The following is a 25,411-nucleotide window of genomic DNA, read 5'->3' as shown; positions in this document are numbered from 1 at the left end:
GGGGGATGTAAACTCATGCTGCGTCTCGTCATCACCCGTCTGGTCTCACTGGCCGTGACACTCCTGTTCGTGTCGCTGGCGATCTTTCTGATCCTGGAAGTGCTGCCCGGCGATCCGGCCGCCATCATGCTGGGCACGGCGGCGCGGGAGGATACCCTTGCCGCATTGCGGCAGGAGCTCGGGCTCGATCAGCCGGCGCTCCTGCGCTACCTGCAATGGGTCGGCGGGATCCTTCAGGGCGATCTTGGCACGTCGATCACCTACAAGATGCCGGTCTCCACGCTGGTCGCCGAGCGCATGAACGTGACGCTGCCGTTGAGTCTTCTCGCCATCCTGATCTCGACTGCGCTCGCCCTGCCGCTTGGTGTCGCGGCCGCAGCCCGGCGCGACGGACCGGTGGATCGCGCTGTCCTCGTCTTTAGCCAGCTCGGCGTCGCGGTGCCGAATTTCTGGATCGGCCTCCTGTTCATCCTGTTCTTTTCCACGTGGCTCGGATGGTTTCCGGCCGGCGGCTTTCCCGGCTGGGCTGCTGGCATCGGCCCTGCCCTGCAGGCCCTGCTTCTGCCGGCCGTGGCCCTCGCCCTGCCTCAGGCCGCCGTGCTGACCCGCGTCACGCGCTCGGCCACGTTGGAAGTCATCGGCGCCGATTTCGTGCGCACCGCCCGCGCCAAGGGCGTGGACAGAGGCGCAACGCTGCGCCGCCATGTGGTGCCGAACGCACTCATCCCAGTGACCACGATCTTAGGCCTGCAGCTCTCGTTCTTCTTCGGCGGCGCGATCCTTGTGGAGAACGTATTCAACCTGCCGGGCCTCGGGCGGCTTGCCTATCAGGCACTCAACCAACGCGACCTCGTGGTGATCAAGGACATCGTGCTGATCTTCTCCGGCCTCGTGATCGTGGTGAATTTCTTGGTCGACATCGGCTACGCGATCCTCGATCCGCGCCTGAGGAGCCGGGCATGACGAAGCGCCCGCGCATTCCGCTGAATTCCGCTCTCGTGGTCGGCGGCATTCTGACAGTGCTGCTCATCGCAACCGCCCTCCTGTCGCTCGTCTGGACCCCGGAGGTGCCGACCCGCGTGCGCATTGCCCTGCGCCTGAAAGGCCCCGGAGAGGTCGGCCTTCTCGGAACGGATCATTTCGGCCGGGATGTTACCTCGCTTCTCATGGTCGGAGCTTGGAACTCCCTTGCCATCGCATGGCCTGCGGTCCTTTTAGGCGCAGCCATCGGCACAGCCATCGGCTGCGCGGCTGCAGCCTGGAAGGGCATCGCCGACGAGATCGCCATGCGCGTGTCGGACGTGGTGTTCGCCTTCCCGGCGGTGCTCTCCGCCATCATGCTCGGCGCGCTCTTAGGGTCGGGGCCGCTCGCGGCCATCCTGGCGATCGCCGTGTTCAACATTCCCGTCTTCGCCCGCGTCACGCGCGGCGTCGCGCTTCAGGTCTGGACCCTCGACTACATCGCGGCCGCGCGCGCCATCGGCAAGCATCCGCTGCGCATCACATGGGAAGATGTGATGCCCAATATCGCCGGCGCACTGATCGTGCAGGTGACGATCCAGCTCGCGCTCGCGATCCTTACCGAGGCGGGCTTGAGCTATCTGGGCTTGGGCGTGCGTCCGCCGAACCCGAGCTGGGGGCGAATGCTGAGCGATGCGCAAACCTATCTCTCGCAGGCGCCTCACCTCGCCATCGCGCCGGGCATCGCCATTGCGCTCTCGGTGCTCGGCCTAAACCTTCTCGGCGATGGGTTGCGTGATGCGCTCGATCCGACATTGAAGGGACGTGGCGCGACGGCTTAAGGAGCGACATTTCTTCCGTACCCCCTTCGTCATCACCGGCCTTGTGCCGGTGATCTCGATTGGAGAGGTGCCGAGCCTCACAGAATCGAGATGGCCGGGACAAGCCCGGCCATGACGGGGAGGTTCGCGGAATAATTTAAGCCGCCTTGCTCATTTCCTTCTGCAGGTCAGCGAGGATCTCGTATGAACGCAACCGCTTGCCGTGATCGTAAATCGCCGAGGCGACAATGAGTTCGTCGGCTCCGGTCCCGGCAATAAAGCCCTCCAGCCCCTCCCGCACGGTTTTGGCCGAACCAACGAAGGAGCAGGAGAGCATGTTCATGGCCTGCGCCTTTTCGTGGGGCGCCCAATAGCTCTCGATGTTGTCGATAGGCGGCTGGAGCTTGCCGCGCGTGCCGCGAAACAGGTTTGTGAAGGATTGCTGCGCGGAGGTGAAGAGATGCTGCGCTTCCTCGTCCGTCTCGGCAGCGATCACGTTGACGCCGACCATGGCATAGGGCCGGTCGAGCTGGGCGGAGGGCTGGAAGCGCTCGCGGTAGACCTGCAGCGCCTGCATCAGGGTGCCCGGGGCGAAATGCGACGCAAAGGCGTAAGGCAGCCCCAGCATGGCAGCCAATTGCGCGCCGAAGAGACTTGAGCCGAGAATCCAGATCGGCACGTTGGAGTCGGTCCCCGGCACGGCCTGGATCGCCTGATCCGGCTGGAGGGGGCCAAGGAGCGCCTGCAACTCCAGCACGTCCTGCGGGAAGGTGTCGGCAGCACTGGGATCGCGGCGCAGGGCCCGCAGGGTCCGCTGATCCGTGCCCGGCGCCCGGCCGACGCCGAGGTCGATGCGGCCCGGATAGAGGGCATCGAGGGTGCCGAACTGCTCGGCGATCACCAACGGTGAATGGTTTGGCAGCATGATGCCACCCGCGCCCACGCGGATCGTCTTCGTGCCGCCGGCCACATGGCCGATCGCTACGCTCGTTGCAGCGCTGGCGATGCCCACCATGTTGTGGTGCTCGGCGAGCCAGAAGCGGTTGTAGCCCCACTTCTCCGCATGCTGCGCCAGATCGCGGGAATTGCGCAGGGCATCCGACGGCGTGAAGCCTTCGGGAATATGTGCGAGATCGAGGATGGAAAAGGGAGGCATGGACGATCTTTCTGGCACGGTTCAAGGCCGAACGAGGATTGCCATGAGATCATCATTCCAGGCGTCCGATGCAACCCATGAAGCCCCTCGCCCGGGACACACCAGCCCTGCAAACAAAAACCCGGCGATTGGGACGCCGGGTTTCAGATGACTTGGTGGCCAAGATTTAGCCACGGGTGCGGGCGCGGATCATGTAGGTGTCGAAGGCGTATTCGGCCACTTGGAACCAGAGGTATTCCTCGTTGCGGAAGGCGCGGAGCGAGTCGATCAGCTTCTTGAAATCCGCATTCTGGGCGGAGATCTCCGCATAGACTTCGTTGGTCGCCTTGTAGGCGGCGTCCAGGATCTCAGCGGAGAACGGACGCAATTGCGCACCGGCGCCGACAAGGCTGCGGAGAGCGGCCGGGTTCTTGGCGTCGTACTTGGCGAGCATGTCCTGGTTCGCCGCCATGGCGGCGGATTCCACGATGGCCTTGTAGTGCTTCGGCAGGGTTTCCCACTTCTCCTTGTTGAAGAGGAAATGGAGCGTCAGACCGCCTTCCCAGAAGCCCGGGTAGTAGTAGTACGGCGCCACTTTCTGGAAGCCGAGCTTCTCGTCGTCGTAGGGACCGATCCACTCGGCGGCATCGATGGTGCCGCGCTCAAGCGACGGATAGATGTCGCCGCCCGCCACCTGCTGCGGAATCACACCGAGCTTTGCCATCACCTGCCCGGCGATGCCCGCGATGCGCATCTTGAGGCCCTGGAGGTCCGCGACGGTCTTGATCTCCTTGCGGAACCAGCCGCCCATCTGGGTGCCGGTGTTGCCGCCCGGAAGCGCATGGAGGTTGTGCTTGGCCATGAACTCGTTCACGAGGCCGATGCCGCCGCCGTGATACTGCCAGGCATTGAGCTGGCGGGCATTGAGTGTGAACGGCACCGCCGCGGCAGCCGCGAAGGTCGGGTCCTTGCCGACATAGTAATAGGCCGCCGTGTGGGCCATCTCGACCGTGCCGGAGCTGACTGCATCGGCGGCCTGGAAAGTACCGACGATTTCACCCGCCGAGAACGGCTGGATCTGGAACTTACCCTCGGTCGCCTCGGACACGTACTTCGCCAGGAAATCGGCCCCGCCGTAAATCGTGTCGAGCGACTTCGGGAAGCCCGAGGTCAGACGCCAGCGTATCTCCGGGTTGGACTGGGCGATGGCCGGCTTGGCGATGGCGCCGGCAGCGAGGCCTGCTCCGGCCGTTGCGAGAAAGTGGCGGCGTTTCATGATTGCCTACTCCTGTTCAAGGGCATGTCGCGCTGTGAGGGAGGCCCGGTACAAGGGATGGGTGACCTTAAGTAAATCTAGACGAAAGACGAAGGTCGCATCCCTCTATCCTTGGCAACCGGATCCCCCCTTTCCCTGTTCCTCAGGCCACCCACACGTCAAATCATTGATATGCCAAAGGTGTGGCTCACGCAGGGTGAGCGAGGCTCTGTCGATACATCCACCGCAACAGGGTGAGGGGCATGATGTCAGCGCAGCCCGGCCCTACTAAGCTTGCATGGGAAACCAGGAAAACGTTGAATTTATGCCGATTGTCGCCTTTCCAGGGCTAAAAATACAATGATATAAAGTATATGACTTTTATCATTTCAGTGATATAGAGTTCTCATTAGTAATTGACGTGAATCTTGTAGCATTTATTTGAAAAAATCTCATCTTCGCGAAGTCATACCTCTTACGAGTCAGTTAAGTTACTTAACATCGCCACAGATTTGCCATGGTGTACAAATGAGTTCTACCTGAGCAAGGGGAAGAGCCGACGTGCTCTTATAAGCCGATGAAGAAAACGCTTATTTTGCTTGGAGCCTTCATTGTCACGCATGGGATGATGTTCAGCGGGGCCGAAGCCAGGTTGGTCCGGTATGAGATCAACGGGAAGCAGTATTCATACAGCACCAACAACCGCGCCCAGACAGCAGAAGCCCGGAAGCGGATCGCGGCTGCGAAGATGGCCGAGGCCGCAAAGGCAAAGGCCGAGGCGGAGAAAACCCAGAGCCCTCTCACGGCGGCTTTAGGCTCAGCAACGCAGAAGGAAGCCGTAGAGGCAGAGCAGCGGCTTCAGCAGATCCTGTCCGGGTCGGCGGAGTACATGGCGGCCTCCCAACCCATCGGCAATCTCGGCAAGAAGCCTCAGAACAAGCAATCGCGCCCGGCATCCGCCGCCAAGACTCCGGAAAAAGCCATCGTTGCGGTCCGCGCGCCGACTTCGATGACATCCCCCATTATTGCAGGGCCGATCGACCCACAGCGCCGGACGAAGGTGAAGTCGGTTTCCTTCGATATCGAGACCGGGATCAAGACTACGTTCATGCTCGACGGTACGATCGAGGAGGAGCCGTTCGACAGCAGCGCTCTGTCCTTCCTCGCTCCCGAACCGGAGAAGATGAACTCTCTGACGGCTTTCGTGAACCAGTTGCGCAAGATCGCACCTGAGGAAGCGACCGGCTCGATCAGAACCAGCGTGGCCGAACCGGAAGACGTCGCTCTGGTCCGCCATCGGTAAACTTCCGGAACCGCTCAGCCGTGGATATCTGTAACACCGGGTTCTAGGATCGCGAGCCGGGCCAGGCTGCAATCGATCTCAGCCATTGCGCCATAGGGTAATGTGGCAATCGGATCGGTATGGCCGAAATCGCATTCGGCCAAGACCGGCAGGGATTCCAGGCCCGCCTCTGCGAGAGCGCGGATGACGGCTGCCTCCTGGGCCGACCTATATGCTTCGTCCGTCTGCCCGCCCGGCCGCCCAAGAACGATGCCGGACAGGCGGGACAGGATGCCCTGAGCCGCAAAGTTGCGCAGCCAGCGCACGACTTGAGTAGCCGGTGGCGCTTCCTCGGAGGTCTCATAGAAGAGAATGGCCTCATCCCAATATTCTACCGGCGGCCACCACTCGGAGCCTTTGAGCATCTCCAGAACCTCGGCACAGCCGCCGATGAGATGGCCCCGTACCGTGCCGCTTCCCTGTAGGGCTCGCGGACCGGTCGACGGCGTCAGCTTCCGACGCTGGTTCTGGTTGTCCGGATCCTTCCAGGGCAGGTGTTCGACGGTCCACCCCTGCCTGTTCGGTTCGATCTCGCCGATGGGGGACGTTTCGAAGACAGCCTTGCGCAGAGCGTTCTCGGCATAAGCATGCATGCCGCCATTCTCGGCAAAGCCCGCCATGATCGTGGGGCCGTAGAAGGAGCAGAGTCCTGCCTTGAGGCAACCGAAATGCAAAACAGTTGGGTCCGAGTACCCGAGAAACACTTTCGGATTGCGCGCGATCACGTCGAGATCGATATGCGGGATCAGGCGTACAGCATCGTCACCGCCGATGCTCGCGATGACGCCGCGGATCGAAGGATCCGCGAAGGCTGCATGGATGTCCTCCGCCCGCGCCTGGGGGTTCCTGTCGAGCCAGTCGGCCTCGCGCAGGGTGTGAGGCATCTCGACGGGCACGAGCCCGAAGGTGTCCGCCAGATAGCGTTTGCCGGCCTCGTAACGATGAGGGAAAACCGCCGAACCGCCCCAGCTCGTCGACACGATGGCCACGCGATCTCCCGGCCGAAGGGCCTGAGGTTTGACAAGAGATCTCTGCCACCAGCGATCCGCCATGATGTCCTCTGCGAAGTGCGCGCTCTTTTTGGCAGATCGTGCGCATAAAGAAAACGGCGCCGCTTGCACGGCGCCGTCCTGAGGTTTGGATGAAGGCTGAAGACTTAGAAGTCCCGGTCTCGGCCACCTTGCCGACAATAACGGAGCCGTCCTCGCCCGCGTTGATGGCGATCTGGCGGGCTGGAGCCTGAAGGGCGCAGCGAACGATTTCGACGCCGGTCTTCTGGTCGTCGTTGACAGGCTTCACGCCATTGAGTGCGAGCAGGGCCTTCTCAAGGCGGGTTGGACAAGCGGCGCTCCGGGCGGCTATGCCCTCTCCGGCAGAGTGCAAGAGGCATCAAAGGAGCGCACAATGGTTGTGAGGGACAGCAACGGGGCCATCCTCAGCGAAGGGGACACTGTTCAGGTCATCAAGGATCTCAAGGTGAAGGGCTCCTCCACGACCCTGAAACGGGGCACCGTGTTCAAGAACATCCACCTGACGGACGATGAAGGCGAGATCGAATGCCGGTCAGCCCAGATCAAAGGCTTGGTGCTCAAGACCGAGTTCGTGAAGAAGGTTTGACGCGATTGCCTGTCGCGCGGGCTCAATAATGCGGCGGCGGGGGCTCTGGCCCGCGGGGAGCGGAGCTGTCCTCGGCCTCCTGGACCCGGTCCAGCACCTCGGCGAACTGGCGCCTGAGGACATCGATCTGCTTCCACTGGGCGATGACGGTCTGGTTCAGGTCCTCGATCACCTGATCCTGGTAGGCGACGCGCACCTCCAGTGCTTCGATGCGGGCATTGACGGCATCAGGATCACTCATCGCTTAGTTCTCCTGCCTCCACAAGCCCATGGCCCAGAGCGACGCGCTCATCGAACACGAAACACTCGCCCTTCCACCGGCTCTCGGCCTCAGGCACATCCTCCAGATATTTGAGGATGCCGCCCTTCAGGTGGAAGACCTCCTCGAACCCCTGGTTCAGCATGTAGGCGCTGGCCTTCTCGCAGCGGATGCCGCCCGTGCAGAACATGGCGACCTTGCGGTGCTGCTTGGGATCGAGCTCGTTTTCCACGAAGTCCTTGAACTCGCTGAAGCGCTTGATCCGGGGATCGACCGCGCCTTCGAAGGTGCCGATCTCGACCTCGAAGTCGTTGCGGGTGTCGAGGAGCACGATGCCGGGCTCCTCCAGGAGCCGGTTCCACTCGGCCGGTGACACGTAGGTGCCGACCCGGCGCAGAGGATCGGTCTGCGGGTCGCCGAGGGTCACGATCTCTTTCTTGAGCCGAACCTTCATGCGCTTGAAGGGCATCTCGGCGGCTGAGGAGAATTTTAGCTCCAGATTATCGAGGCGACCCCGGAACAGCGGCCCCTCCCGCAACTCGACGATCAGGGCATCGATGCCCTCCTCCGTGCCGGCCACGGTGCCGTTGATGCCTTCATGGGCGAGCAGGAGCGTGCCTCTGATCCCAAGATCGAGGCAGAGCTTATGAAGCGGCTCCTTGATCTCGCGGAAATCCGGCAGCGGAACGAACTGATAGAGAGCGGCAACCTTGTACGTCATGGCGGCTGTTTATCAGGAGCAATGCAAAGGGAAAACCCGCCCGCTTCGTTCTCAGTGTCGCCCTACAACCCGTCATGGCCGGGCTTGTCCCGGCCATCCACGTCTTTGCGACATTGCGGCTCCCAAGACGTGGATCCCTGGAACAAGTCCGGGGATGACGGAGAGGATGTCGATCCCGGCCGCTCTAAACCTTCGGCCAAGGCCGCTTGTCCGGGCACATCTCCTCCCAAGCCTGCGAGAGCCGCAGCACGCCGAGATCGTCGAAGCGGCGGCCGATGATCTGGAGGCCGATGGGCAGGCCCGCTTTCGTGAAGCCTGCATTCACGGACGACGCCGGCTGGTCCGACATGTTGAAGGCGACCGTGTAGCCGATATGCTCGAAGGGCTCCTCCGGGTTGTGGATCGGCGACGCGAGTTCCGCCGGATAGGCGACACAGGGCGCCACGGGGGAGATCACGAAGTCGAACGGGTGCGTGGCGGCGACCGCCGCGTGGCGCATCACCATCATCTGGTTCATGCCACTATAAACCTCAGCGCCTGTCAGGCTCTTACCTCCCTCGGCCCATTGCAGGATGTAGGGCAGAATCCTGCCGCGCTCCTCGTCGCTCAGGGGCGCCATGTCCGTCCAGGCGCGCTGACGCCAGAAATCGTCGAGCCCGTCGAGCATCTCGCGGGTGATGAAGGCAGGTACCTCCTCGATGACGGCGCCAGCATCCGCTAGGAGCTTCGCGGCCCGCTCGACCGTGGCGCGGATATCCGGATCGAGCGGCATGCCGATGCCGGCCTGCATCATGATGCCGATCTTTAGACCCTTGATGTCGATGTTCAGATCGAGCCACGGCAGATCCTGATACGGCAGGCTCATGGCATCGCGCATGTCGGGACGGGTGAGGCTCGTCATCATGAGGGCGGCGTCCCGCACCGATCGCGTCATCGGGCCTGCCACGCGGCCGTAATAGGTCGGGTCGATGGGGATGCGGCCGAAGCTCGGCTTGAGCCCGAAGACACCGCACCAGGCGGCCGGCAGGCGAATCGAGCCGCCGATATCGGTGCCGATGTGAAACGGCCCATAGCCCGCAGCCGCCGCAGCGCCTGCCCCTGCCGAGCTGCCGCCGGGGTTCTTGGATAGGTCCCATGGATTGCGCGTGAGCGGATGAAAGCTGGACAGGCCAGAGGAGAGCATGCCGTAGTCCGGCATGGTGGTCTTGGCCAGAATGACGACGCCATCCTCGCGCAGCCGCGCAGCCGATGGCGCATCGTCAGCGGCAGGCACAAGCGGGCGAGCGGCAGTGCCGAGCGGCACCGGCGTTCCCTTGGTGGCGATGTTCTCCTTGATCGTCGCCGGAATCCCATCGAGCGCCCTCGCCTCGCCACGCATCCAGCGTTGCTCCGACTCCTTTGCGGCGTTCAGAGCGGCCTCAGGGTCAAAGGCGTAGAGAGCCTGAAGCTGCGGCTCGCAGGCCTCGATGCGGGCAATGACGGCCTTCGTCACATCGACAGGCGATGTAGTCCTGCGGGAATAGGCTTCCAGAAGTTGGGAGCCCGACCAATCGGCGAGGTCTGCGGATGAATTCCGAGTTGATTGGTGTGCCGACGATTGCGTGCTCAATGCGAAACTCTCCCGCTCGCGGATTCGACCGGCAGACATGCTGAAGCGATCCTTGCGACCGGTAAACCCGTTTTACCGTATCGCTATGCATAGCCCCATGTAGCCGCTGCAGAGCATGCCGGCAGGGATTGCCCCGAACCGCCCCTCACTACTCTTTAGAGGTATCCAGTTCGGCGCAACGGCACAAAGCTGGGCCGTTGCTGTTTGTCTGTTGAGGAGTTTCCATGTCCATAGCCAAGGTAACGTTTGCGAGAGGTGAGAAGATAACAGGCTCAATCGGCTGTTTATAACCGGGAGGGGCAATTACTCAGCCAACGGTTGTGTTATTATAATCCTGCAGAAATGCTCGACTTCCTATTTTGGAAATCAGCACAACACGGTGACACCTTGCCATGAAGAATGGCTCCAAGGCTGCCCTTCACCGCAGAAACCGGCTCCTCGCCGCTATGGAGCCAGAAGATTTTTCTTGGCTTGAGCCTCACCTTGAAATCGTAGATCTGCCGCGGGGCAAGGTTCTCTTTGAAACCGGAGAGCCAATCAGGCACACCTACTTCCCCCATGACGCCATCGTCTCTCTGGTGACGGTGCTCCGGAGCGGCGGATCCGTCGAAATGGCCGTCTTCGGCCGGGAGGGCGCCCTCGGATTTGTCAGCGCACTCATCGCGCGCCAGTCGTTCGGACGCTACATCACCCAAGTCCCGGGAACGGCCTCACGCGTTTCCTTGGAACGGTTGAATGAGGGTGTGGCAGAGCGGACGAAACTGCGGCACGCCATGTTCCGCTTCACTGAGGCATTTCTGGCCCAGACGCTGCAGACCGTAGCCTGTAATGCGGTTCACAGCGTGGAAGCCCGATGCTGCCGCTCCATCCTGACCACCCGTGATCGGACAGATCGGGACGACGTTCCTTTGACCCATGAGGCGCTGGCCGAGATGTTGGGTGTTCAGCGCTCCACAGTCAGCAGCGTTACGAGCGCTCTCCAGAAGGCCGGACTGATCAACCAGGGCAGAGGCACAATTCGAATCACAAATCGAGAAGGGCTCGAGGCGACTGCCTGCGAATGCTACCGCGCGATCTGCGACAGCTTCAAAAGGCTCCTGCCGGGTGCGCTCAGATGCGACTGACGAGATCCGATTGGTCTGTCATGTGCGTATGGGCACACAAGTTTTCAAATGAAAACGATTTCTTTGGTTTTTGTGTCGACTACCCAACAGACGAGGTAACTCTGGCTTAGTACTTTGAGCCTCTATTAACGCAAAGTTAATACGAGGAAGACAATGGATGATACTAAGTTTCATAAAGATGATTTCAATAATGGGGCCCACCATCTAAGAATCTACTCACCCGCCTTTCAACCTCTGCTGCAATCTCTTCTAGCGACCCTGGCAGATCTCGATTTCGACTACGAGAAGGAGCGCGAGAAACTGAGCAATACGGCACCCGACGCCAGTATCAAGATCCGTGCTCTCGAGAAGCTCAAGAACCGGCATCGCGAGCGCCGTGACCCCTACATTCAGCAACTCGCCGTCTTGCAGAAGCGCATGATGGAACTGAGTGCCTGATCTATTCAATCCAACTTGAATCTGTTCGGTGCACATGGATGCCAAGCGCCGGACTTCAATAACAAAGAACTCTCCTGGGGGCTAACGCACTCGATGAACAGGTCACACGAGTGCCGTCACAAGACCTGAGCACATCACACATGCTCACGCGGGATTGTTGCCAATGACAGAGGAAGAGATTGAGGTCGTTGCAGAAGAACTGGCCAAAATCGGGGGCGTGACCTGGTATCCCGGCCGGGAAAGGGGAACCCTGATGAGGGTGGTCTGCGATCGCTATCGTGACCGCGCCCGGGTCGCCATCGAGGCTCTGGAACGCCACCGGGCTGCCCAGCAGGGGAGCCTGTCTCAGGACAACGAGAAGCCTGCAGCGCTCTCGACGATCAGCGCTCCGGCCTCCCTTGCCAATGACGACATCAGACCGGGAGCGACCGTGATCTACCGTCCCCCTGGAGACCGCAGGGCCTATCCATGCCGCGTGGTCGAGATCAAGGGCAACCGCGCCTATCTTGCCCCTATTCTCAGGGCCTGCACGGACTGGGTCTCCATCGAACACCTCATGCCATCCAGGGCGGATGAAGCGGTAGCACGCGACTGAACGGCAAAGGGGGCGGCTCTTTTCGGAGCCGCCCTTTGCCGATTGACCAAGCAGGCACCTACTGAGGCAGCTTGCTGTAGGTTCCGCCCTTCCAGACGTTGATGTCGTATTTTGGGTCCTTGATGTCGCCCTTCTGATCGAAGGCCACAGGGCCGATCACCGTATCGACGGTCGTACTGCGCAGGGCCTTGGCCACAGCCTTCGGGTCCGCGCTGCCGGCCTTTTTGATTCCCTCAGTGATCGCCTGGACGGTCGCGTAGGAAAACAGGGTGAAGCCCTCGGGCTCGAAGCCGATCTGCTTGAACTGGGACAGCGCTTCCTTGGCCGTCTCGCTACCGCGGGCATCGGGCGGGAAAGTGAACAGGGTTCCCTCAGCCGCAGGCCCCGCCACGGATGCGAATTCCGGAGTCGCGAGACTGTCGCCCATCATGAGCTGGAACTTGTAATTCTGGTCGGCGGCCTGGCGCATGATGAGGCCAGCCTCGGTGTGGTAGCCTCCGAAATAGAGGAACTCGACACCCTGGCTCTTGAGACGGTTGACCACCGCCGTGTAGTCCTTCTCGCCGGCATTGATGCCTTCATACAGGACCTCCTTGATGCCAGCGCCGGTCAGCGAGGCCCTCACCACATCCGCGAGCCCTTTGCCGTATGCGCTCTTGTCGTGAAGGATCGCGATCTTCTTCGTTCCATAGTTCTGCTTGATCCACGGCCCGATGAAGCGGCCCTGTGCGTCGTCGCGCCCGTAGAGGCGCATGATCGTCGTCCAGCCCTGCTCCGCTGCCTTGTCGGTCATGGCCGGATTGCTGGAAGCCGGGCTCATCATCAGCACATCGGCTTCGGCATAGACCTCGGAGGCAGGGATCGAGGAACCGGAGCAGGCATGGCCGTCGACGAACTTGACCCCGTCGGAGATGATGCGGTTGGCAATGGCGACCGCCTGCTTGGGATCGCAGGCATCGTCATGGACGACGATCCTGATCGTGTTGCCGTTGACCCCGCCATTCTTGTTGATGGCCTGCGCGGCCAACTCGGCCCCGTTCTTGAGCTGCTCGCCGATGCTGGCCACCGGTCCCGTCATTGGACCCGCGACCGCGATGGTGATCTCTGCAGCCCGCGCGAAGCCGGCGCTGACCAGCAGGGCCAGAGCAGACAGCTGATAGGCGTATCCTCTCTTCATGGTCGTGCCTCCTTGTTTTAGGCGTTATGTTTTATGCACTGACGGCTGATGTCGATCGTGCCTCGAACCGGCGGATCTGGAAGCGGGAGATGTCGCTCGCCGATGTCTTCCCCTGGGCGAGATCGGCCAGTACCTCGCCGATCACGCTGGCGAACTTGAAGCCATGCCCTGAGCACGGCGACGCCAGGACGATCCGCGGATCGACAGGAGAGAGATCGATCACGAAATCTTCGTCCGGCGTGCGGGTGTACATGCAGGCGCGCATCTGCCGGAGGGGGCCGTTCGCGCCCGGCATCGCCAGCTCAAGCATCCGCCGGATCTGCGCCTCGTCGGCAGGGCCGCCATCCTGGGCAAGGTCCCCTGCCGCCGGCAGAACCGCTCCCTCCCGATGAGAGGCTGTCTTGACGCCGGTGCCGGCGAAATTCGGAAAGCCGTAGCAGGCGTCGTCCTCGGATTCGAGCAGGAAGACCGGGCAGCGATCCGGCGTGAAGAGCGAGGGCTCGAGCGGCGAGAACCAGCCGAGCACCTGACGCGTGATCTTGAGATGCGGCTTCAATTCGGGGGCGAAATCGCCGATCCACGCGCCGGTCGCGACGATCACAGATCCGGCTTCGATCACTTCGGCATCCGTTCGCACCCGGATCGCTGCGCCGAAGGGCTCGATGCCCAGAGCACGCGTGTTCAAGCGCGTTTCCGCGCCATGATGCTCCGCCTGCTGCAGGAAGGACCGGATCGCCAATTCCGGCCGCAGGAACCCGCCCTCGGGTTGGAACAGGCCAGTCCAGTTTGACGGCACCTTGAAGCCGGGGAACCGCCGGGTGATATCGGCTGCGCTCAGCACCTCATGGCTCAAGTCGTGCTGCCTGGCAGCATCGAGGGAGCCGCTCACGATCGGAGATCCCGGATAGCCCGCTTCGAGAACACCCGTCACCGTCAGGATCGTCTCACCGGAAAGATCCTCCAGCTCGCGCCACTTCTCCAGGGCCTGGCGCACCAGAGGCACGTAGGACGGATGCTCAAAGTAGGACAGGCGAATGATTCTGCTCTCGCCGTGCGACGACCCTTTGTCATGGCCCGGCTCGAACTGCTCGATGCCGACGACACGCTGCCCCTGGCGAGACAGGTTGAACAGGGCGGCGCTCCCCATGGCACCAAGTCCAATCACCGCCACATCGAACGTCTTCATCGATTTCCCTTCACCGTCCGCCGCGCAGGGCTGCCGATGCTACAGACTTAGATATCGTCAGGTAACGTAAAGCCTTCTGCACCCCTGCCAACCCGTATTCACTCTCGCACAGCATGTTCCGCAGGAAAAAGCAGCCCGGAGGGAGGGAACTCTTTCGGTGCGCCTGCGATTCCCCGTCCATCGAATGAGGAGGAACGACATGAGCCGCGGCTTTCCATCCATGACAGCACTTCTGGGCCTTCTGGCCGTTGCCGGTTTCCAGAACCGGGACAAACTCGCCGAGATGCTCGGCGGCGCCTCAGGCAACCGGACCGGTTTGCCGGGGGGAGCCGGCCAGCAGCCGGGCGGAATGGGAGGCCTGGGCGGGCTTTTGGGCGGTGGAGGCCTGGGCGGGCTCCTGGGCGGCCTAGGCGGCAATGCGAGCCCCGGCGGCCTGGTGAGCGGTGGCCTGGGTGAATTGATCAACAGCTTCCGCCAGAACGGCCATGGAGACACGGTCGATTCCTGGGTGGGCACCGGCCCCAACAAGGAGGTTGCACCGGACGAGTTGGAGCGCGCCATCGATCCCGACGTGCTCGCGACGCTCACGCAGCAGACCGGTCTTTCCCGCGAAGAGCTTCTGTCCCGTCTATCGAGGGAGCTTCCGAAGGCGGTGGATCAATACACCCCCAACGGACGCGTTCCGAGCGATCAGGAACTCTAGTCGACCTGCAGCAAAGATTTCCTTGTATTAAGGCCATGCGCTCCCGGTTCAACTCGGGGGCGCAGCAACGCGTGGTGGGATGTAAACGCACTTTTGCCCCGTCACTGAAAGCTGCGTTGGCAGCGAAAAGATTATCCCTCTTGAGGTGCGGCCGCTGGAACTTGCGAAACTCTATCCTTTTGTCCCGGCCGCTACCTCCATCGTTTCCTTCTCCATGATCGGCAATAGGGTAGGCTTTCCCAACTTCGTCACAGGACGAAGCCAGGGAGAATCGAATGCATACGGATCGGTTTGTCGTCTTTAAGTTTCAGGGCGAGTGGCTGGTCACTTACGCAGACCGAGAGCAGACGGCGTTTGCAACACGCCAGGACGCGGAGCGCTCCGCGTTCGATGCCGCCGATATTCTCGCCTCCAGTGGCCATGCTGTTTCCGTGCTCATCATTCCGGACGAGGCCGAAGAGGCCACCTTCCCGCCAGACAGGCGCGAACAAAGGACAAGTCTGAACTGACCCGAAGCATTCTACACCGGCCCGGGCATCGACCCTGGGGATAAGAGGGCCTCTAAGGCTCCTGCTTTCCCGCTGGAGACAGCCTGCGGCAAGCTTGGGCATTCAGTTGCCACAATTGGATGTCCAATAGCCAGGATTGTACCAATTATTATTGGAGAGGATTGTGATCGCAACCTACGATCTCGACGAGATGGTTGATCTCCTTGCCTTCAATCGCCCGCTTGAAGGTCCTGCTGGCCAGACCATGGCGCGCAAGGTCGCGACACTGCCTCTTCGGGAAGCGGTTGCCCTGGTTGTGGAGGATTGGGCTGATGACAAGTTCCGGCAACTGAGTGCCGTCATCGTCAGGCCTTCAGGACCGGCTATCCGAGGCTTTGAAGAGATCAGGGATCTCCATGCAAAAGCGGAGGCCGCTCCAGCCTCCTGACCGGCCAGCCTCAACCCCGCCGCCGGCGAATTTGGACCTTGACGAAAGGACCCTGTTCGCGTCTATTGCGCCACCTGCGAAGCAGGATCCCGATCCTGCCTTTTCGCCTGGAGACGTGGCCGAGCGGCTGAAGGCACTCGTTTGCTAAATGAGCATACCCCAAAAGGGTATCGAGGGTTCGAATCCCTCCGTCTCCGCCACTAAGGCATTGAAATCATTGAGCTTTATTTTTCTCAGGGATAATATCGGGGATAATTGCCCTGTTAATCCCGGGGATAGGATTGTGGTAACTGCGGGGATGCCCCGGTTCGTAAGTCCTTGTGCTGGTTGGGAAATCTGACCAGCAGGGGATCATTGTCGTGTGCACCCTAGCTTGCTCGGCGCATGACTCAACCAAGCCCAACCCTCAGTACGAGCTAGACGTCTCGCGCAATCGGCAGCGTGTTCTCGATAGAAATAATCAATCACGCGACCTGCTCGGCAGCGGTACAATTCTCTCCGTCAACAACACCAAACAAAGGAGAGGTATGAAAACGATCAAGAGTGGCGGGCCGGCGTTCCCGGTAAGGACTGAGTCGGGTGTGCAGGGCCGCGCCAGCGGCGAGCAGCCCCAGCAGTTTCCCGGCATGACCCTGCGCGACTACTTCGCGGCACAGGTTATGCCACCCATGATCATGGATGGCGCCGCACTCGATGCGATCCGCTCGATCTCGAAGAGAACTGGGATAGATCCCTTCGCTGCATCAGCGGAGGCGGCTTACGCCTATGCCGACGCCATGCTCGCTGCTCGGGAGGCCGCATGAGCGCCGACCGCGAACTGCTGGAACTGGCGGCGAATGCGGCCGGCATTGAAATCTTCGGATGGGATGCAGAAGGTAACGCCTGCATTGATCCTGTCGAGTACCTGCCTTGGAACCCGCTGAAGCACTACAGTGAGGCAATCAGGCTTTCGAAAATTCTGAACCTTCCGGTTAGCTCGAGCGCCCTTCTGAACGGCGACGGAACTGCCATCAGTGGCTATGTCGATGCCCACTTCGCCCGCGTGAGCTACGCTGGCAATGTGAAGGCCAGGCATGACGCCGCCTGCCACGCCATAGTGCGCGCCGCTGCTGAGATCGGGCGCGCGATGTGATACAGTCCTGGTCAGAAACAGGGGCTGAAATGGACGAAATTCTGCGGGTTAGCACGGACGATATTCTTTACCGCTTGCGCCAGGAGGAGAGCACGCAGGCCGACGAGATCCTGCGCTGGCGCCGTAACGCCTGCGGCGGGAGCATCCAGGGGGCCGATCACTACCACCGTCTGGCGAGCGATGCCGCGTTCGAGATCGCCCGGCTTCGGCTGAAGCTGAAGGAAGCCGGCATCGATTACCAGAGTGACTGATTCAGCTGCGGGACCACCGTGTAGGACTTGAATGCCAAGCGCGCCTTGCAGAGTGATACTTGGCTCGCCAAGTCTCCGAGCGCATCCTTCAGCTCGTCCCTGGTGAGCGTTGAACGGTGCCCGACGATGATCTCCTTCAAGGAGATCTCGTCGGAGAAGTCCGTGAAGTGGTGGCCGTCCTTATCCGGCTCCTCACGCCTTAGATCGACATAGACGCGCTCTTCTTTCTCATATTGCCAGTGAATGTACTTGGTCGAGATGATCTGCTTGAAGTGCTCCCAACGATCATTCCCCGCCTCTTGAAGCAATGCCTCGCTCGGTTCGGTCAACGTCTCGCTATAGATGACCGTATCTAGCTGCTCGCGGGGGATGTCGAATCCGAGGCAGATCCCCCGATGCCGGTCAGCGTAGTGCGCCCACTGGACAGGGTCATTCCAATCCCGGCTGAAGCACAGGATGCCGATGGACTCGTGTAGCCAGTCCTTCACCGCTCTGAATGCTCTGCGCACACCTCTATCAGCGGTTGCGACTTCGAACTCGAAAGGGTCGTTCAGATCGTGGACACGAGCGACTTTAAGGTGCCGCTTCTTGATGTCATCCAAGCCCCATTTTCGATCTATGAAGTGATAGACTCGCAACCCGACCTCCCCCGTTTTGAACCACCCTACCATGCTTGGAAAGAGGCGCGAACGGGGTCCGCTCCGTGGGGTAATTCCAGGGATAATTGAAGTGTATCGGAGGGTAGCCCCGGGTAAGGGTTCATTGAATTCATTATGTATTTTGGCCCTGCGTTACCCTCCAAATACCCTAGAAAGTGTACGGAGGGGGTTCGAATCCCTCCGTCTCCGCCACCCTTTCTCAGCTCTCGACTATTCTGCTGAACAAGGCTTTTGGCTAAGCCTGAAGGTCGTACCTTCTTTAAGAACGGGAATGACAGGGCGCGTTCAGCCCTTCGCGCTCACGACGCCGGTTGCCACACCCGGACAGGCCAGGACGAACTCCGAATGCAGGCGGGTGTGCTCGATTCCGCTCACGACCGTGCAGCCCTTCAGGTGCGGTCTCGTCGCGATGTATTCGACCGCAGCCTCCTCATGCCTGACGCCGGTCGCTGACGCTGGCACGATCCCGCGGCGCTGCTCGCACATGGTCTGCACCGCCTCGGAAATAGCGTAGGCAGCCACTAAAATCGTCGGCTCGCCGGGTCGCTGGAAAACCTGGTACCCGCCACCACATCGCGTTTCGACCTGAGATGCCGGTGTCGCCACATAGTACGAGAGCGATCCGGGAGCCGTGCTCTGGGCACAACCCGAGATGGATGCGGCCAGGGCCGCAGCGAGAACCAAGGGCAGAGTCCGGGTGAGCATCGATTCCTCGGAATGGGAGCAGTTCAGCCCTCCTAGCAGCAATTGCCGCGCTTGTCTTGAGGCGCCCTCCACTCCCCGGAACTGGAGGCTTGTGCTAATCCGGCGTGCGAGATCCAATCTATGAGCAGGATAAAGTCATGACGGACATTCGGCGCATCGGCGTGGCCGCGCGATACAGCGATCTCGTGATCCTCGGCGACACGGCCTATTTCTCGGGCTATGTGCCCGAGACGACGCTCGGCGGGTCCGTCGCGGAGCAGACTCGGGACATTCTCGGGCAGATCGAGCAGTCCCTGACCGAGATCGGCAGCGACAAGTCGAGGCTGCTGCAGGCCACCATCTGGCTCGCCGATATAGGCTTTTGCGATGAGATGAATGCCGTGTGGGATGCCTGGGTTGTTCCGGGGCAGGCACCAGTGCGGGTCTGCGTGGAATCCAGGCTGGCGGATCCCGACTACAAGCTCGAAATCCAGGTCACCGCAGCCCTTTGAGGCCGCAAAACGTTCAAGCCCGCTCGGCCCCTGAATTGGCCTTGGCCAGCGCATTCATGCGCTTGCGCTCGTAGTGCTTCGCCAGACGCAGGTGGCGCCAGGTGGCGTAGTTCATGGCGATCAGGAACCCGTAGGTGCCGCGCAGAACATGCAGCCGTCCGAAATAGGCTTTCAGGAAGGCGGCAGGGAACTCGAAATAGACCCGCCATGTCGGGATCGAGACGCCCCTCACCTCAAGGTCGACGGCCTGCTGATCGGTATAGCTGTTGAGCTTGGCCAGCTGATCGCCCAGGGACCGCACGGATCGGTGGTGCACGAGGCCCTTCAGCTTGCCGGTCTTCGTGCCCGGATTCAGCTCGACCCGGTCGTGAACGAGCGAGGAGGAATAACGGCCGGCATCGCGGCGGTAGAGCCGAACGGGCGAAACCTGGTACGCCACGGGATGCGGAGCTGCCTCGCCCGGAAAGGTCTCGGCGATGCTGATGCCATAGGCCTGGCAGGGAGGCTCCCCATGGGCGAACAGGGCGCGGATCTCGGCCAGAAGTTCCGGGGAGACCACCTCGTCCGCATCGAGGTTCAGGAGCCATTCGTGGCGGCACTGATCCTCGGCGAAGCGCTTCTGAAGTCCATAACCCGGCCACGGATTATGGATGACCCGGGCGCCTTGCTCCTCGGCCACCGCCTGCGTTCCATCGGTCGAGCCTGAATCCACGACAACCAAATCGTCCGTCAGGCCGCGGATGGCGCGGATGGTCGCGCCGATCCGGTCGGCCTCATTCTTGGCGATGATGAAGACGGAAACAGGAACCATGGCAACGGGTGCCTAGCTGCCCTGTTGGTTTGTGGCAAGGGCTTTGAATCATCAGCCGGAATAGGCCAGCCGGATTGTTCAGAGCTGTGTCGCCAATCCCTCAGCCTCCAGGGCGCACTTCACCATCGGACGGGCGGAAACCCGTGTCATGTAGGCCGTGACGGCCGGATGAGCCGAGAGGTCGATCCGGTGAAAACGGCTCCAGCTGAGCACGGTGAAACAATAAGCATCGGCAACGGTGAAATGCTCACCGGCCAAATAGGAGCGCCCTCGCAGGCGCTCGTCGAGATAGGCAAAACGACGCTGGAGATGACTCACGGCCAGCTGCCGCGCTTTCGGCGGCATCGGGGCGGTCCAGAGCGGATCGAAACCCTTGTGAAGCTCCGCGCCCGTGAAGTCGAGCCATTCCTTGACCTGGTAGCGCTCCAGGGATCCCAGCTTCGGCAGGAGACGGGCAGCAGGCGCCTGATCCGCCAGATACTCGAGGATCACCGGCACCTCGGCCAGAATGTCGCCGCTATGAAGAGCGAGCGCCGGAACGTAGCCCTTAGGATTGATCCTGATGAAATCCCGCCCGGAAGCCGTTGTCTGAGTTTTCAGGTCGACCTTGTCGTACTCGATCTGCAGGCCGGCCTCACAGGCAATGATCCGTGGGGCGAGGGAGCAGGCTCCGGGCGTGTAGTACAGCTTCATCGTGACCCTTCTTCCCGCGCCCCACCGGGAAATTAAAATTATAACGTTACACGATGGCTAATTGATACGTCACACAGTGGCACTTTCAAGGCGGATTAGACTATGTGATACATTATTTCACAGGCAATTGTGAAAATAAGTTCAGAGCAGTTCTCCGGCACGTGCATGATCGGAAGCAGCGACCTTGGAGTGCCTGCGAACACGCAGCTGCGCCAGCAAGGGGAAGTGGTCGGATGCGACCCGGGTCAGGAGGGTGCGCACAGGCCCGGCATCGACCACCTCGATCGACTTCGTGACGAAGACGTGATCGAGGCGCAGCACCGGTGCGCGGGTATGGAAGGTCGGCTGCGGTTCGCCGAAAGAGTTCGAAAGCTGGGCATCCCGCAGCCTGTCGGCGATCATCCGGTAGGAACGTGAAAGGGGCGGCGCGTTGAAATCGCCCAGCAGCACCGCCGGCTCGGCGCAATCGGGATGGCCGATCCAATCCGGTCCGACGAGAGCCGCAGCCTGCGTCCGTCTCTCGCCGGAGCGGAGGGAGAGGTGGGCATTGACCACGTGGATCGTCTGCCCGTCGATCTCGATCGCCACCCAGAGCGCACTGCGCTTCTCGAAGGACGGACGCGTCGACTGGGTCGGCAGCCGTCCGGCCTTGACGATCCGCGAGGAATGGCGCGTCAGAACCGCGATGCCGTACTGTTCTCCCAGGATACGGATCGTGGGTTGGAAATGCAGGTCCATGCCGAGGATCGAGGCCACGGTTGCGGCCTGATCCACCTCCCCTGCCCGCACGCGCCCGACGCGAACCTCCTGCAGGGCCACGATATCCGGCTGGCAGGATCCGATCACCTCCGCGATCCGCGTCGGGGAAATCTGCCTGTCCGTGCCGAGCCAGCGATGGACGTTGTAGGTGAGAATTCGAAGGGTTTGCCCCGGGTTTTCGGTGTGCTTCAAAGGTTCGTACCGGCTCAATTATCGTTACAGGTAAAGGCACCGCCCCGCCCGGCACAAGCCGGGAAGCCCAAATGCGCGGCGTATGTGGCAAACGTGTCGGATCAATGACTCTGCTTCGAGACCGGTTCCAGGGCTTGGCAGTATCGTGAAACCCCTTTTTCCAGGGCGCTTGACCTTCCCATCATTGGAAGGACTAGACCTGCTCCCCATATCAGGATCAGGAGATTCCTCATGGCCACCGGCAAGCTTGCCCCTACTGACGTGATCGACATTCCCATCAAGGGCATGACCTGCGCTTCCTGCGTGAACCGGGTCGAGAAGGCGATCCGGTCGGTCGAAGGCGTGAGAGCCGCCAACGTCAACTTGGCGACGGAGCGGGCGCATGTGGAATTTGCGCCAGTGGGAGCCAACCCCGCTGCGGTCGCCGAGGCTATCCGGTCCGTAGGCTATGAACCCTCCGACAGCACGGTGGAGCTGAAGATCCACGGCATGACCTGCGCCTCCTGTGTCGGCCGTGTAGAGAAGGCGCTCAACCGCGTGTCCGGCGTGCTGGAGGCCAGCGTCAATCTCGCTACCGAGCGCGCCTCCATCCGCTATCTGGGCGGAGCGGACATGGTGGCCCGCCTGATCGGCGCCGTCGAGCAGACCGGCTACGAGGCCGAGGCGCCGCGGCAGGGCAGCGAGCAGTCCGACCGGGAGCGGATCGCCCGGGAGGCGGAGATTTCCGGCCTCCAGCGTTCCCTTACCCTTGCCGCCCTCCTGACCCTGCCGGTCTTCGTGCTCGAAATGGGCTCCCACTTCATCCCGGCCGTCCACGACTGGGTGATGGAGACCCTGGGGCATCGCACGAGCTGGTATCTGCAATTCGCGCTCACCACCCTGGTCCTGTTCGGACCGGGCCTGCGCTTCTTCCGCAAGGGCGTGCCGGCCCTGCTCCGCTGGTCGCCGGACATGAACTCCCTCGTGGTGCTCGGCACCAGCGCAGCCTATGCCTATTCGGTGGTGGCCACCTTCCTGCCCGACCTTCTGCCTGCCGGCATGGCCAACGTCTACTATGAAGCCGCAGCCGTGATCGTGACCCTGATCCTGCTCGGGCGCTATCTCGAGGCCAAGGCAAAGGGGCGCACCTCAGAGGCGATCAAGCACCTTATGGGCCTTCAGGCCAAGACCGCCCGCGTGCTGCGCGACGGCCAGGCCCTGGAGATCCCGCTCGATCAGGTGCTCGCCGGCGACGTGGTGCAGGTTCGCCCGGGCGAGAAGATCCCGGTCGATGGCGAGGTCGTGGAAGGCTCCTCCTTCGTGGATGAATCCATGATCACGGGCGAGCCTGTGCCGGTACAGAAGGCTCAAGGCGCCGAGGTTGTGGGCGGGACCATCAACAAGACCGGCAGCTTCACCTTCCGGGCCACCCGCATCGGGGCCAACACGGTGCTGGCCCAGATCATCCGCATGGTCGAGCAGGCGCAAGGCTCCAAGCTGCCGATCCAGGCGCTGGTCGACCGGGTGACGGCCTGGTTCGTGCCGGCCGTGATGGCGGCGGCCGCCCTCACCTTCCTGGTCTGGCTCGTCCTCGGCCCGGAACCGGCGCTCACTTTCGCGCTGGTCAACGCGGTGGCCGTGCTGATCATCGCCTGCCCCTGCGCCATGGGTCTAGCCACGCCCACCTCGATCATGGTCGGCACGGGCCGGGCCGCGGAGCTCGGCGTGCTCTTCCGCCAGGGCGAGGCCCTGCAGAGCCTGAAGGAGGTCGGCGTCGTCGCCCTCGACAAGACCGGCACCCTGACGCAAGGGCGCCCCGAGCTGACCGACTTCGTGACAGTTCCCGACGTATCCGAGGCCGAAGCTCTCAGGCTCATTGCTGCCGTGGAAGGCCGCTCGGAGCACCCGATCGCTCAGGCCATCGTCGAGGCTGCCGAGAAGCGTAATCTTGCCTTGCCCTCGACCGACAGCTTCGAGGCCGTGCCCGGCTTCGGCGTCTCGGCCATCGTGGAAGGCCGGAAGGTCCATGTGGGCGCGGACCGCTTCATGATGAAGCTCGGGCTCCCCATTGCCGACTTCGCCGACACGGCCGCCCGCCTCGGAGCCGAGGGCAAGAGCCCGCTCTATGCAGCCGTCGACGGCAGGCTTGCCGCCATCATCGCGGTCGCCGACCCGATCAAGCCGTCGACGCCTGAGGCCATCGCGGCGCTGCATGCCCTCGGGCTCAAAGTCGCGATGATCACGGGAGACAACCGCAGGACGGCAGAGGCCATAGCCCGGCGCATCGGCATCGACGAAGTGGTGGCGGAGGTGCTGCCCGACGGCAAGGTCGAGGTGGTGAAGCGGCTGCGCGCAGCTCATGGCCAGATCGCCTTCGTTGGCGACGGCATCAACGATGCGCCGGCGCTCGCCGAGGCCGATATCGGCATCGCTATCGGCACCGGCACGGATATTGCCATCGAAAGCGCCGACGTGGTGCTCATGTCCGGCGACGTACGCGGCGTGGTGAACGCCATCGCCTTGTCCAAGGCAACGATCCGCAACATCGGGCAGAACCTGTTCTGGGCCTTCGCCTACAACGTGCTGCTGATCCCGGTCGCGGCGGGCGTGCTGTATCCGTTCAACGGCATCCTGCTCTCGCCGATCTTTGCGGCGGGCGCCATGGCGCTCTCCAGCGTCTTCGTTCTCGGCAATGCCCTGCGGCTGCGCGGCTTCAAGGCTCCCGTCCCATCCGTGCAGGGCAACGCCCCTGCCGCTCACGCTGAAGGTGTCGCATGAATATCGGACAGGCCGCACACGCCTCCGGCGTCTCCGCCAAGATGATCCGCTACTACGAATCCATTGGGCTGATCCCGAAGACCATACGGACCGAAGCCGGCTACCGGGTCTATTCGGATCATGACGTGCACACCCTGCGCTTTATCCGCCGGGCCCGCGATCTCGGCTTCTCAGTCGAGCAGATCGCCGATCTCGTGTCGCTCTGGCAGGATCGTGAGCGTGCGAGCAAGGACGTGAAGGCCATCGCGCTGGAGCATGTGACCGTGCTCGAGCGCAAGATCCGCGAGTTGCAGGAGATGGCCTCGACTCTGACGCATCTCGCCACGAACTGTCACGGCGACACGCGCCCGCATTGTCCGATCCTGGAGGAACTGGCCAACGACGAGGCCGGACAGGTTCATGTCAAGCCCGATGCAAAATTCGGCGTGCTGGGCAAGGCTCCCGCGCGATAGGCCTGATGCGGATGGCGGCCCTGTCAGGCCGCCATCTCCACCTCGCGGGCGCGGCCGAGATCGCGCATGAGCTGCTCATAGCGCGGCATGCGCCGGATCTGGCGTCCGTAATGGCGGCGCAGGGCATCCATGAGTCGTCCGTTGCGCGACAGAAGCCCGTCGGCAAACTCGATCATCAGGGAGTTCGGCCACGCCTGGGGACGGATCTCGGCTAACCGCTCGAAGAGTTTTTCCTCGCTCTCGTCCGGATGCGTCTGGGCCAGCAGGGTCAGCATTGCGGCCGTCGAGCGGGACACGCCCATATGGCAATGTACGAGCAGATGTCCTTCCGCTCCTTCACCGCGTTTCTCGGCAACCTCGTCGCCGAAGCGCAGCACCGCCTCCACATGCGCCGGTTCCGGCAGGATCATCCCCGGAATGGGATTGATGATGTCATGGAAGCGCAGGATCGTCCGGTGATGGGGATCATAAGCCTCGAACGCCTCGGGATCCGGGTGGTCAGGATCGAGGATCGACAACACATGAGTCACGGACCGCTCGCGCTGGTCCGGAAGTTCCGAGATGCCGCAGATCGTGAGCATCTGGATGGAATGGGGCTGCATCGAAGCACTCGCTCTACGGCTGAAGCCGG

The 25,411-nt window shown here is 62.0% G+C and carries 31 protein-coding genes and 1 tRNA gene; 17 read left to right on the top strand and 15 right to left on the bottom strand.

All coding sequences use genetic code 11. The features are described 5' to 3' along the window. The first annotated feature begins 15 nt into the window (after nt 1-15). A complete protein-coding gene (locus tag VB618_RS02400; RefSeq protein WP_329794897.1) occupies nt 16-963 on the top strand; it encodes an ABC transporter permease in 948 nt (315 codons plus the stop codon). Continuing rightward, nucleotides 960-1,802: an ABC transporter permease gene (locus VB618_RS02395; RefSeq protein ID WP_329794896.1), complete on the top strand. Its 843-nt coding sequence runs from the start codon at nt 960-962 to the stop codon at nt 1,800-1,802. Before VB618_RS02400 ends, VB618_RS02395 begins: the two co-directional genes overlap by 4 nt. A 136-nt stretch (nt 1,803-1,938) precedes the next feature. On the opposite strand, the gene VB618_RS02390 is transcribed toward VB618_RS02395, so the two are convergent. Further along, complete coding sequence (locus VB618_RS02390; RefSeq protein ID WP_329794895.1) at nt 1,939-2,937, bottom strand: LLM class flavin-dependent oxidoreductase; 999 nt, start codon at nt 2,935-2,937, stop codon at nt 1,939-1,941. A 166-nt stretch (nt 2,938-3,103) separates the two neighbouring features. Then, nucleotides 3,104-4,192: a TRAP transporter substrate-binding protein gene (locus VB618_RS02385; RefSeq protein ID WP_329794894.1), complete on the bottom strand. Its 1,089-nt coding sequence runs from the start codon at nt 4,190-4,192 to the stop codon at nt 3,104-3,106. A 556-nt stretch (nt 4,193-4,748) separates the two neighbouring features. Here VB618_RS02385 and VB618_RS02380 point away from each other — a divergent pair. Next, nucleotides 4,749-5,474, top strand: coding sequence for a hypothetical protein (locus VB618_RS02380; RefSeq protein WP_329794893.1), 726 nt, complete (start codon nt 4,749-4,751; stop codon nt 5,472-5,474). Between the two features lie 14 nt (nt 5,475-5,488). Here the strand turns inward: VB618_RS02380 and VB618_RS02375 are convergent, their stop codons facing one another. Continuing rightward, complete coding sequence (locus VB618_RS02375; RefSeq protein WP_329794892.1) at nt 5,489-6,502, bottom strand: S66 family peptidase; 1,014 nt, start codon at nt 6,500-6,502, stop codon at nt 5,489-5,491. Between the two features lie 415 nt (nt 6,503-6,917). Between VB618_RS02375 and VB618_RS02370 the strand changes: the two genes are divergently transcribed. Beyond that, the gene (locus VB618_RS02370) at nt 6,918-7,130 is read left to right on the top strand and encodes an alkylphosphonate utilization protein (protein WP_329794891.1); all 213 of its coding nucleotides are present in this window, start codon (nt 6,918-6,920) and stop codon (nt 7,128-7,130) included. Nucleotides 7,131-7,152: 22 nt separating this feature from the next. Here VB618_RS02370 and VB618_RS02365 read toward each other — a convergent pair whose 3' ends face one another. From VB618_RS02365 to VB618_RS02350, 4 genes are all read right to left on the bottom strand, one after another. Next, nucleotides 7,153-7,371 carry a SlyX family protein gene (locus tag VB618_RS02365; RefSeq protein WP_329794890.1) on the bottom strand — a complete coding sequence of 73 codons (219 nt, stop codon included), beginning with the start codon at nt 7,369-7,371 and terminating at the stop codon, nt 7,153-7,155. Beyond that, the gene (gene trhO / locus VB618_RS02360) at nt 7,364-8,110 is read right to left on the bottom strand and encodes an oxygen-dependent tRNA uridine(34) hydroxylase TrhO (protein ID WP_329794889.1); all 747 of its coding nucleotides are present in this window, start codon (nt 8,108-8,110) and stop codon (nt 7,364-7,366) included. The genes VB618_RS02365 and trhO overlap by 8 nt, the downstream gene beginning before the upstream one ends. Nucleotides 8,111-8,294: 184 nt before the next feature. Then, nucleotides 8,295-9,758: an amidase gene (locus VB618_RS02355; RefSeq protein ID WP_329794888.1), complete on the bottom strand. Its 1,464-nt coding sequence runs from the start codon at nt 9,756-9,758 to the stop codon at nt 8,295-8,297. Nucleotides 9,759-10,045: 287 nt separating this feature from the next. Next, the gene (locus tag VB618_RS02350; protein ID WP_329794887.1) at nt 10,046-10,279 is read right to left on the bottom strand and encodes a hypothetical protein; all 234 of its coding nucleotides are present in this window, start codon (nt 10,277-10,279) and stop codon (nt 10,046-10,048) included. Nucleotides 10,280-10,330: 51 nt separating this feature from the next. Between VB618_RS02350 and VB618_RS02345 the strand changes: the two genes are divergently transcribed. The 3 genes from VB618_RS02345 to VB618_RS02335 all read left to right on the top strand — a co-directional run bounded on the left by VB618_RS02345 (nt 10,331) and on the right by VB618_RS02335 (nt 11,876). Next, nucleotides 10,331-10,843: a Crp/Fnr family transcriptional regulator gene (locus VB618_RS02345; RefSeq protein ID WP_329794886.1), complete on the top strand. Its 513-nt coding sequence runs from the start codon at nt 10,331-10,333 to the stop codon at nt 10,841-10,843. Nucleotides 10,844-10,996: 153 nt separating this feature from the next. Further along, nucleotides 10,997-11,281 (top strand): hypothetical protein, encoded by a 285-nt coding sequence (locus VB618_RS02340; RefSeq protein ID WP_329794885.1) that lies wholly within the window; start codon nt 10,997-10,999, stop codon nt 11,279-11,281. 163 nt (nt 11,282-11,444) lie between these two features. Next, nucleotides 11,445-11,876: a hypothetical protein gene (locus VB618_RS02335; RefSeq protein WP_329794884.1), complete on the top strand. Its 432-nt coding sequence runs from the start codon at nt 11,445-11,447 to the stop codon at nt 11,874-11,876. A gap of 58 nt (nt 11,877-11,934) precedes the next feature. Here VB618_RS02335 and VB618_RS02330 read toward each other — a convergent pair whose 3' ends face one another. After that, nucleotides 11,935-13,053 carry a branched-chain amino acid ABC transporter substrate-binding protein gene (locus VB618_RS02330; RefSeq protein WP_329794883.1) on the bottom strand — a complete coding sequence of 373 codons (1,119 nt, stop codon included), beginning with the start codon at nt 13,051-13,053 and terminating at the stop codon, nt 11,935-11,937. 31 nt (nt 13,054-13,084) lie between these two features. Then, nucleotides 13,085-14,239 (bottom strand): N-methyl-L-tryptophan oxidase, encoded by a 1,155-nt coding sequence (gene solA / locus VB618_RS02325; RefSeq protein WP_329794882.1) that lies wholly within the window; start codon nt 14,237-14,239, stop codon nt 13,085-13,087. Nucleotides 14,240-14,438: 199 nt separating this feature from the next. Here solA and VB618_RS02320 point away from each other — a divergent pair, with 199 nt between their 5' ends. From VB618_RS02320 to VB618_RS02290, 7 genes are all read left to right on the top strand, one after another. Further along, entirely contained in the window at nt 14,439-14,942 is a 504-nt protein-coding gene (locus VB618_RS02320) for a YidB family protein (RefSeq protein WP_329794881.1), read from the top strand. Between the two features lie 275 nt (nt 14,943-15,217). Beyond that, nucleotides 15,218-15,451 (top strand): hypothetical protein, encoded by a 234-nt coding sequence (locus VB618_RS02315; RefSeq protein WP_329794880.1) that lies wholly within the window; start codon nt 15,218-15,220, stop codon nt 15,449-15,451. 163 nt (nt 15,452-15,614) lie between these two features. Then, complete coding sequence (locus VB618_RS02310) at nt 15,615-15,878, top strand: hypothetical protein (RefSeq protein ID WP_329794879.1); 264 nt, start codon at nt 15,615-15,617, stop codon at nt 15,876-15,878. Between the two features lie 109 nt (nt 15,879-15,987). Next, nucleotides 15,988-16,078 (top strand) — tRNA-Ser (locus VB618_RS02305). Between the two features lie 327 nt (nt 16,079-16,405). Then, complete coding sequence (locus VB618_RS02300; RefSeq protein WP_329794878.1) at nt 16,406-16,681, top strand: hypothetical protein; 276 nt, start codon at nt 16,406-16,408, stop codon at nt 16,679-16,681. Then, on the top strand, nt 16,678-17,010 hold the full coding sequence (locus tag VB618_RS02295; protein ID WP_329794877.1) for a hypothetical protein: 333 nt from the start codon (nt 16,678-16,680) through the stop codon (nt 17,008-17,010). The genes VB618_RS02300 and VB618_RS02295 overlap by 4 nt, the downstream gene beginning before the upstream one ends. 29 nt (nt 17,011-17,039) lie before the next feature. Then, nucleotides 17,040-17,261 (top strand): hypothetical protein, encoded by a 222-nt coding sequence (locus tag VB618_RS02290; protein ID WP_329794876.1) that lies wholly within the window; start codon nt 17,040-17,042, stop codon nt 17,259-17,261. On the opposite strand, the gene VB618_RS02285 is transcribed toward VB618_RS02290, so the two are convergent. After that, on the bottom strand, nt 17,246-17,863 hold the full coding sequence (locus VB618_RS02285; protein ID WP_329794875.1) for a DUF2971 domain-containing protein: 618 nt from the start codon (nt 17,861-17,863) through the stop codon (nt 17,246-17,248). The two genes, VB618_RS02290 and VB618_RS02285, sit on opposite strands and share 16 nt — an antisense overlap. A 342-nt stretch (nt 17,864-18,205) precedes the next feature. After that, a complete protein-coding gene (locus VB618_RS02280; RefSeq protein ID WP_329794874.1) occupies nt 18,206-18,625 on the bottom strand; it encodes a hypothetical protein in 420 nt (139 codons plus the stop codon). Nucleotides 18,626-18,762: 137 nt separating this feature from the next. Between VB618_RS02280 and VB618_RS02275 the strand changes: the two genes are divergently transcribed. Continuing rightward, complete coding sequence (locus VB618_RS02275; RefSeq protein ID WP_329794873.1) at nt 18,763-19,116, top strand: RidA family protein; 354 nt, start codon at nt 18,763-18,765, stop codon at nt 19,114-19,116. Between the two features lie 13 nt (nt 19,117-19,129). Here the strand turns inward: VB618_RS02275 and VB618_RS02270 are convergent, their stop codons facing one another. The 3 genes from VB618_RS02270 to VB618_RS02260 all read right to left on the bottom strand — a co-directional run bounded on the left by VB618_RS02270 (nt 19,130) and on the right by VB618_RS02260 (nt 21,571). Next, nucleotides 19,130-19,927, bottom strand: a complete 798-nt coding sequence (locus tag VB618_RS02270; RefSeq protein WP_329794872.1) for a glycosyltransferase family 2 protein — start codon at nt 19,925-19,927, stop codon at nt 19,130-19,132. Between the two features lie 78 nt (nt 19,928-20,005). Further along, a complete protein-coding gene (gene gstA, locus VB618_RS02265) occupies nt 20,006-20,620 on the bottom strand; it encodes a glutathione transferase GstA (protein ID WP_329794871.1) in 615 nt (204 codons plus the stop codon). Between the two features lie 141 nt (nt 20,621-20,761). After that, a complete protein-coding gene (locus VB618_RS02260) occupies nt 20,762-21,571 on the bottom strand; it encodes an endonuclease/exonuclease/phosphatase family protein (RefSeq protein ID WP_329794870.1) in 810 nt (269 codons plus the stop codon). A 231-nt stretch (nt 21,572-21,802) separates the two neighbouring features. On the opposite strand from VB618_RS02260, the gene VB618_RS02255 reads away from it, so the two are divergent. Together VB618_RS02255 and cueR are read left to right on the top strand one after the other, a co-directional pair. Then, nucleotides 21,803-24,328 (top strand): heavy metal translocating P-type ATPase, encoded by a 2,526-nt coding sequence (locus VB618_RS02255; protein ID WP_329794868.1) that lies wholly within the window; start codon nt 21,803-21,805, stop codon nt 24,326-24,328. After that, nucleotides 24,325-24,780, top strand: coding sequence for a Cu(I)-responsive transcriptional regulator (cueR, locus tag VB618_RS02250; RefSeq protein ID WP_329794867.1), 456 nt, complete (start codon nt 24,325-24,327; stop codon nt 24,778-24,780). The genes VB618_RS02255 and cueR overlap by 4 nt, the downstream gene beginning before the upstream one ends. A 23-nt stretch (nt 24,781-24,803) precedes the next feature. Here the strand turns inward: cueR and VB618_RS02245 are convergent, their stop codons facing one another. Continuing rightward, entirely contained in the window at nt 24,804-25,382 is a 579-nt protein-coding gene (locus VB618_RS02245; RefSeq protein WP_329794866.1) for a tyrosine phosphatase family protein, read from the bottom strand. Nucleotides 25,383-25,411 lie beyond the last annotated feature (29 nt).

It is taken from the genome of Microvirga sp. CF3062 (assembly GCF_036314045.1).
Lineage (GTDB): Bacteria > Pseudomonadota > Alphaproteobacteria > Rhizobiales > Beijerinckiaceae > Microvirga.
The sequence above is the reverse complement of the archived record's forward strand: the minus strand, read 5'-3'. Positions and strand labels throughout refer to the sequence as shown.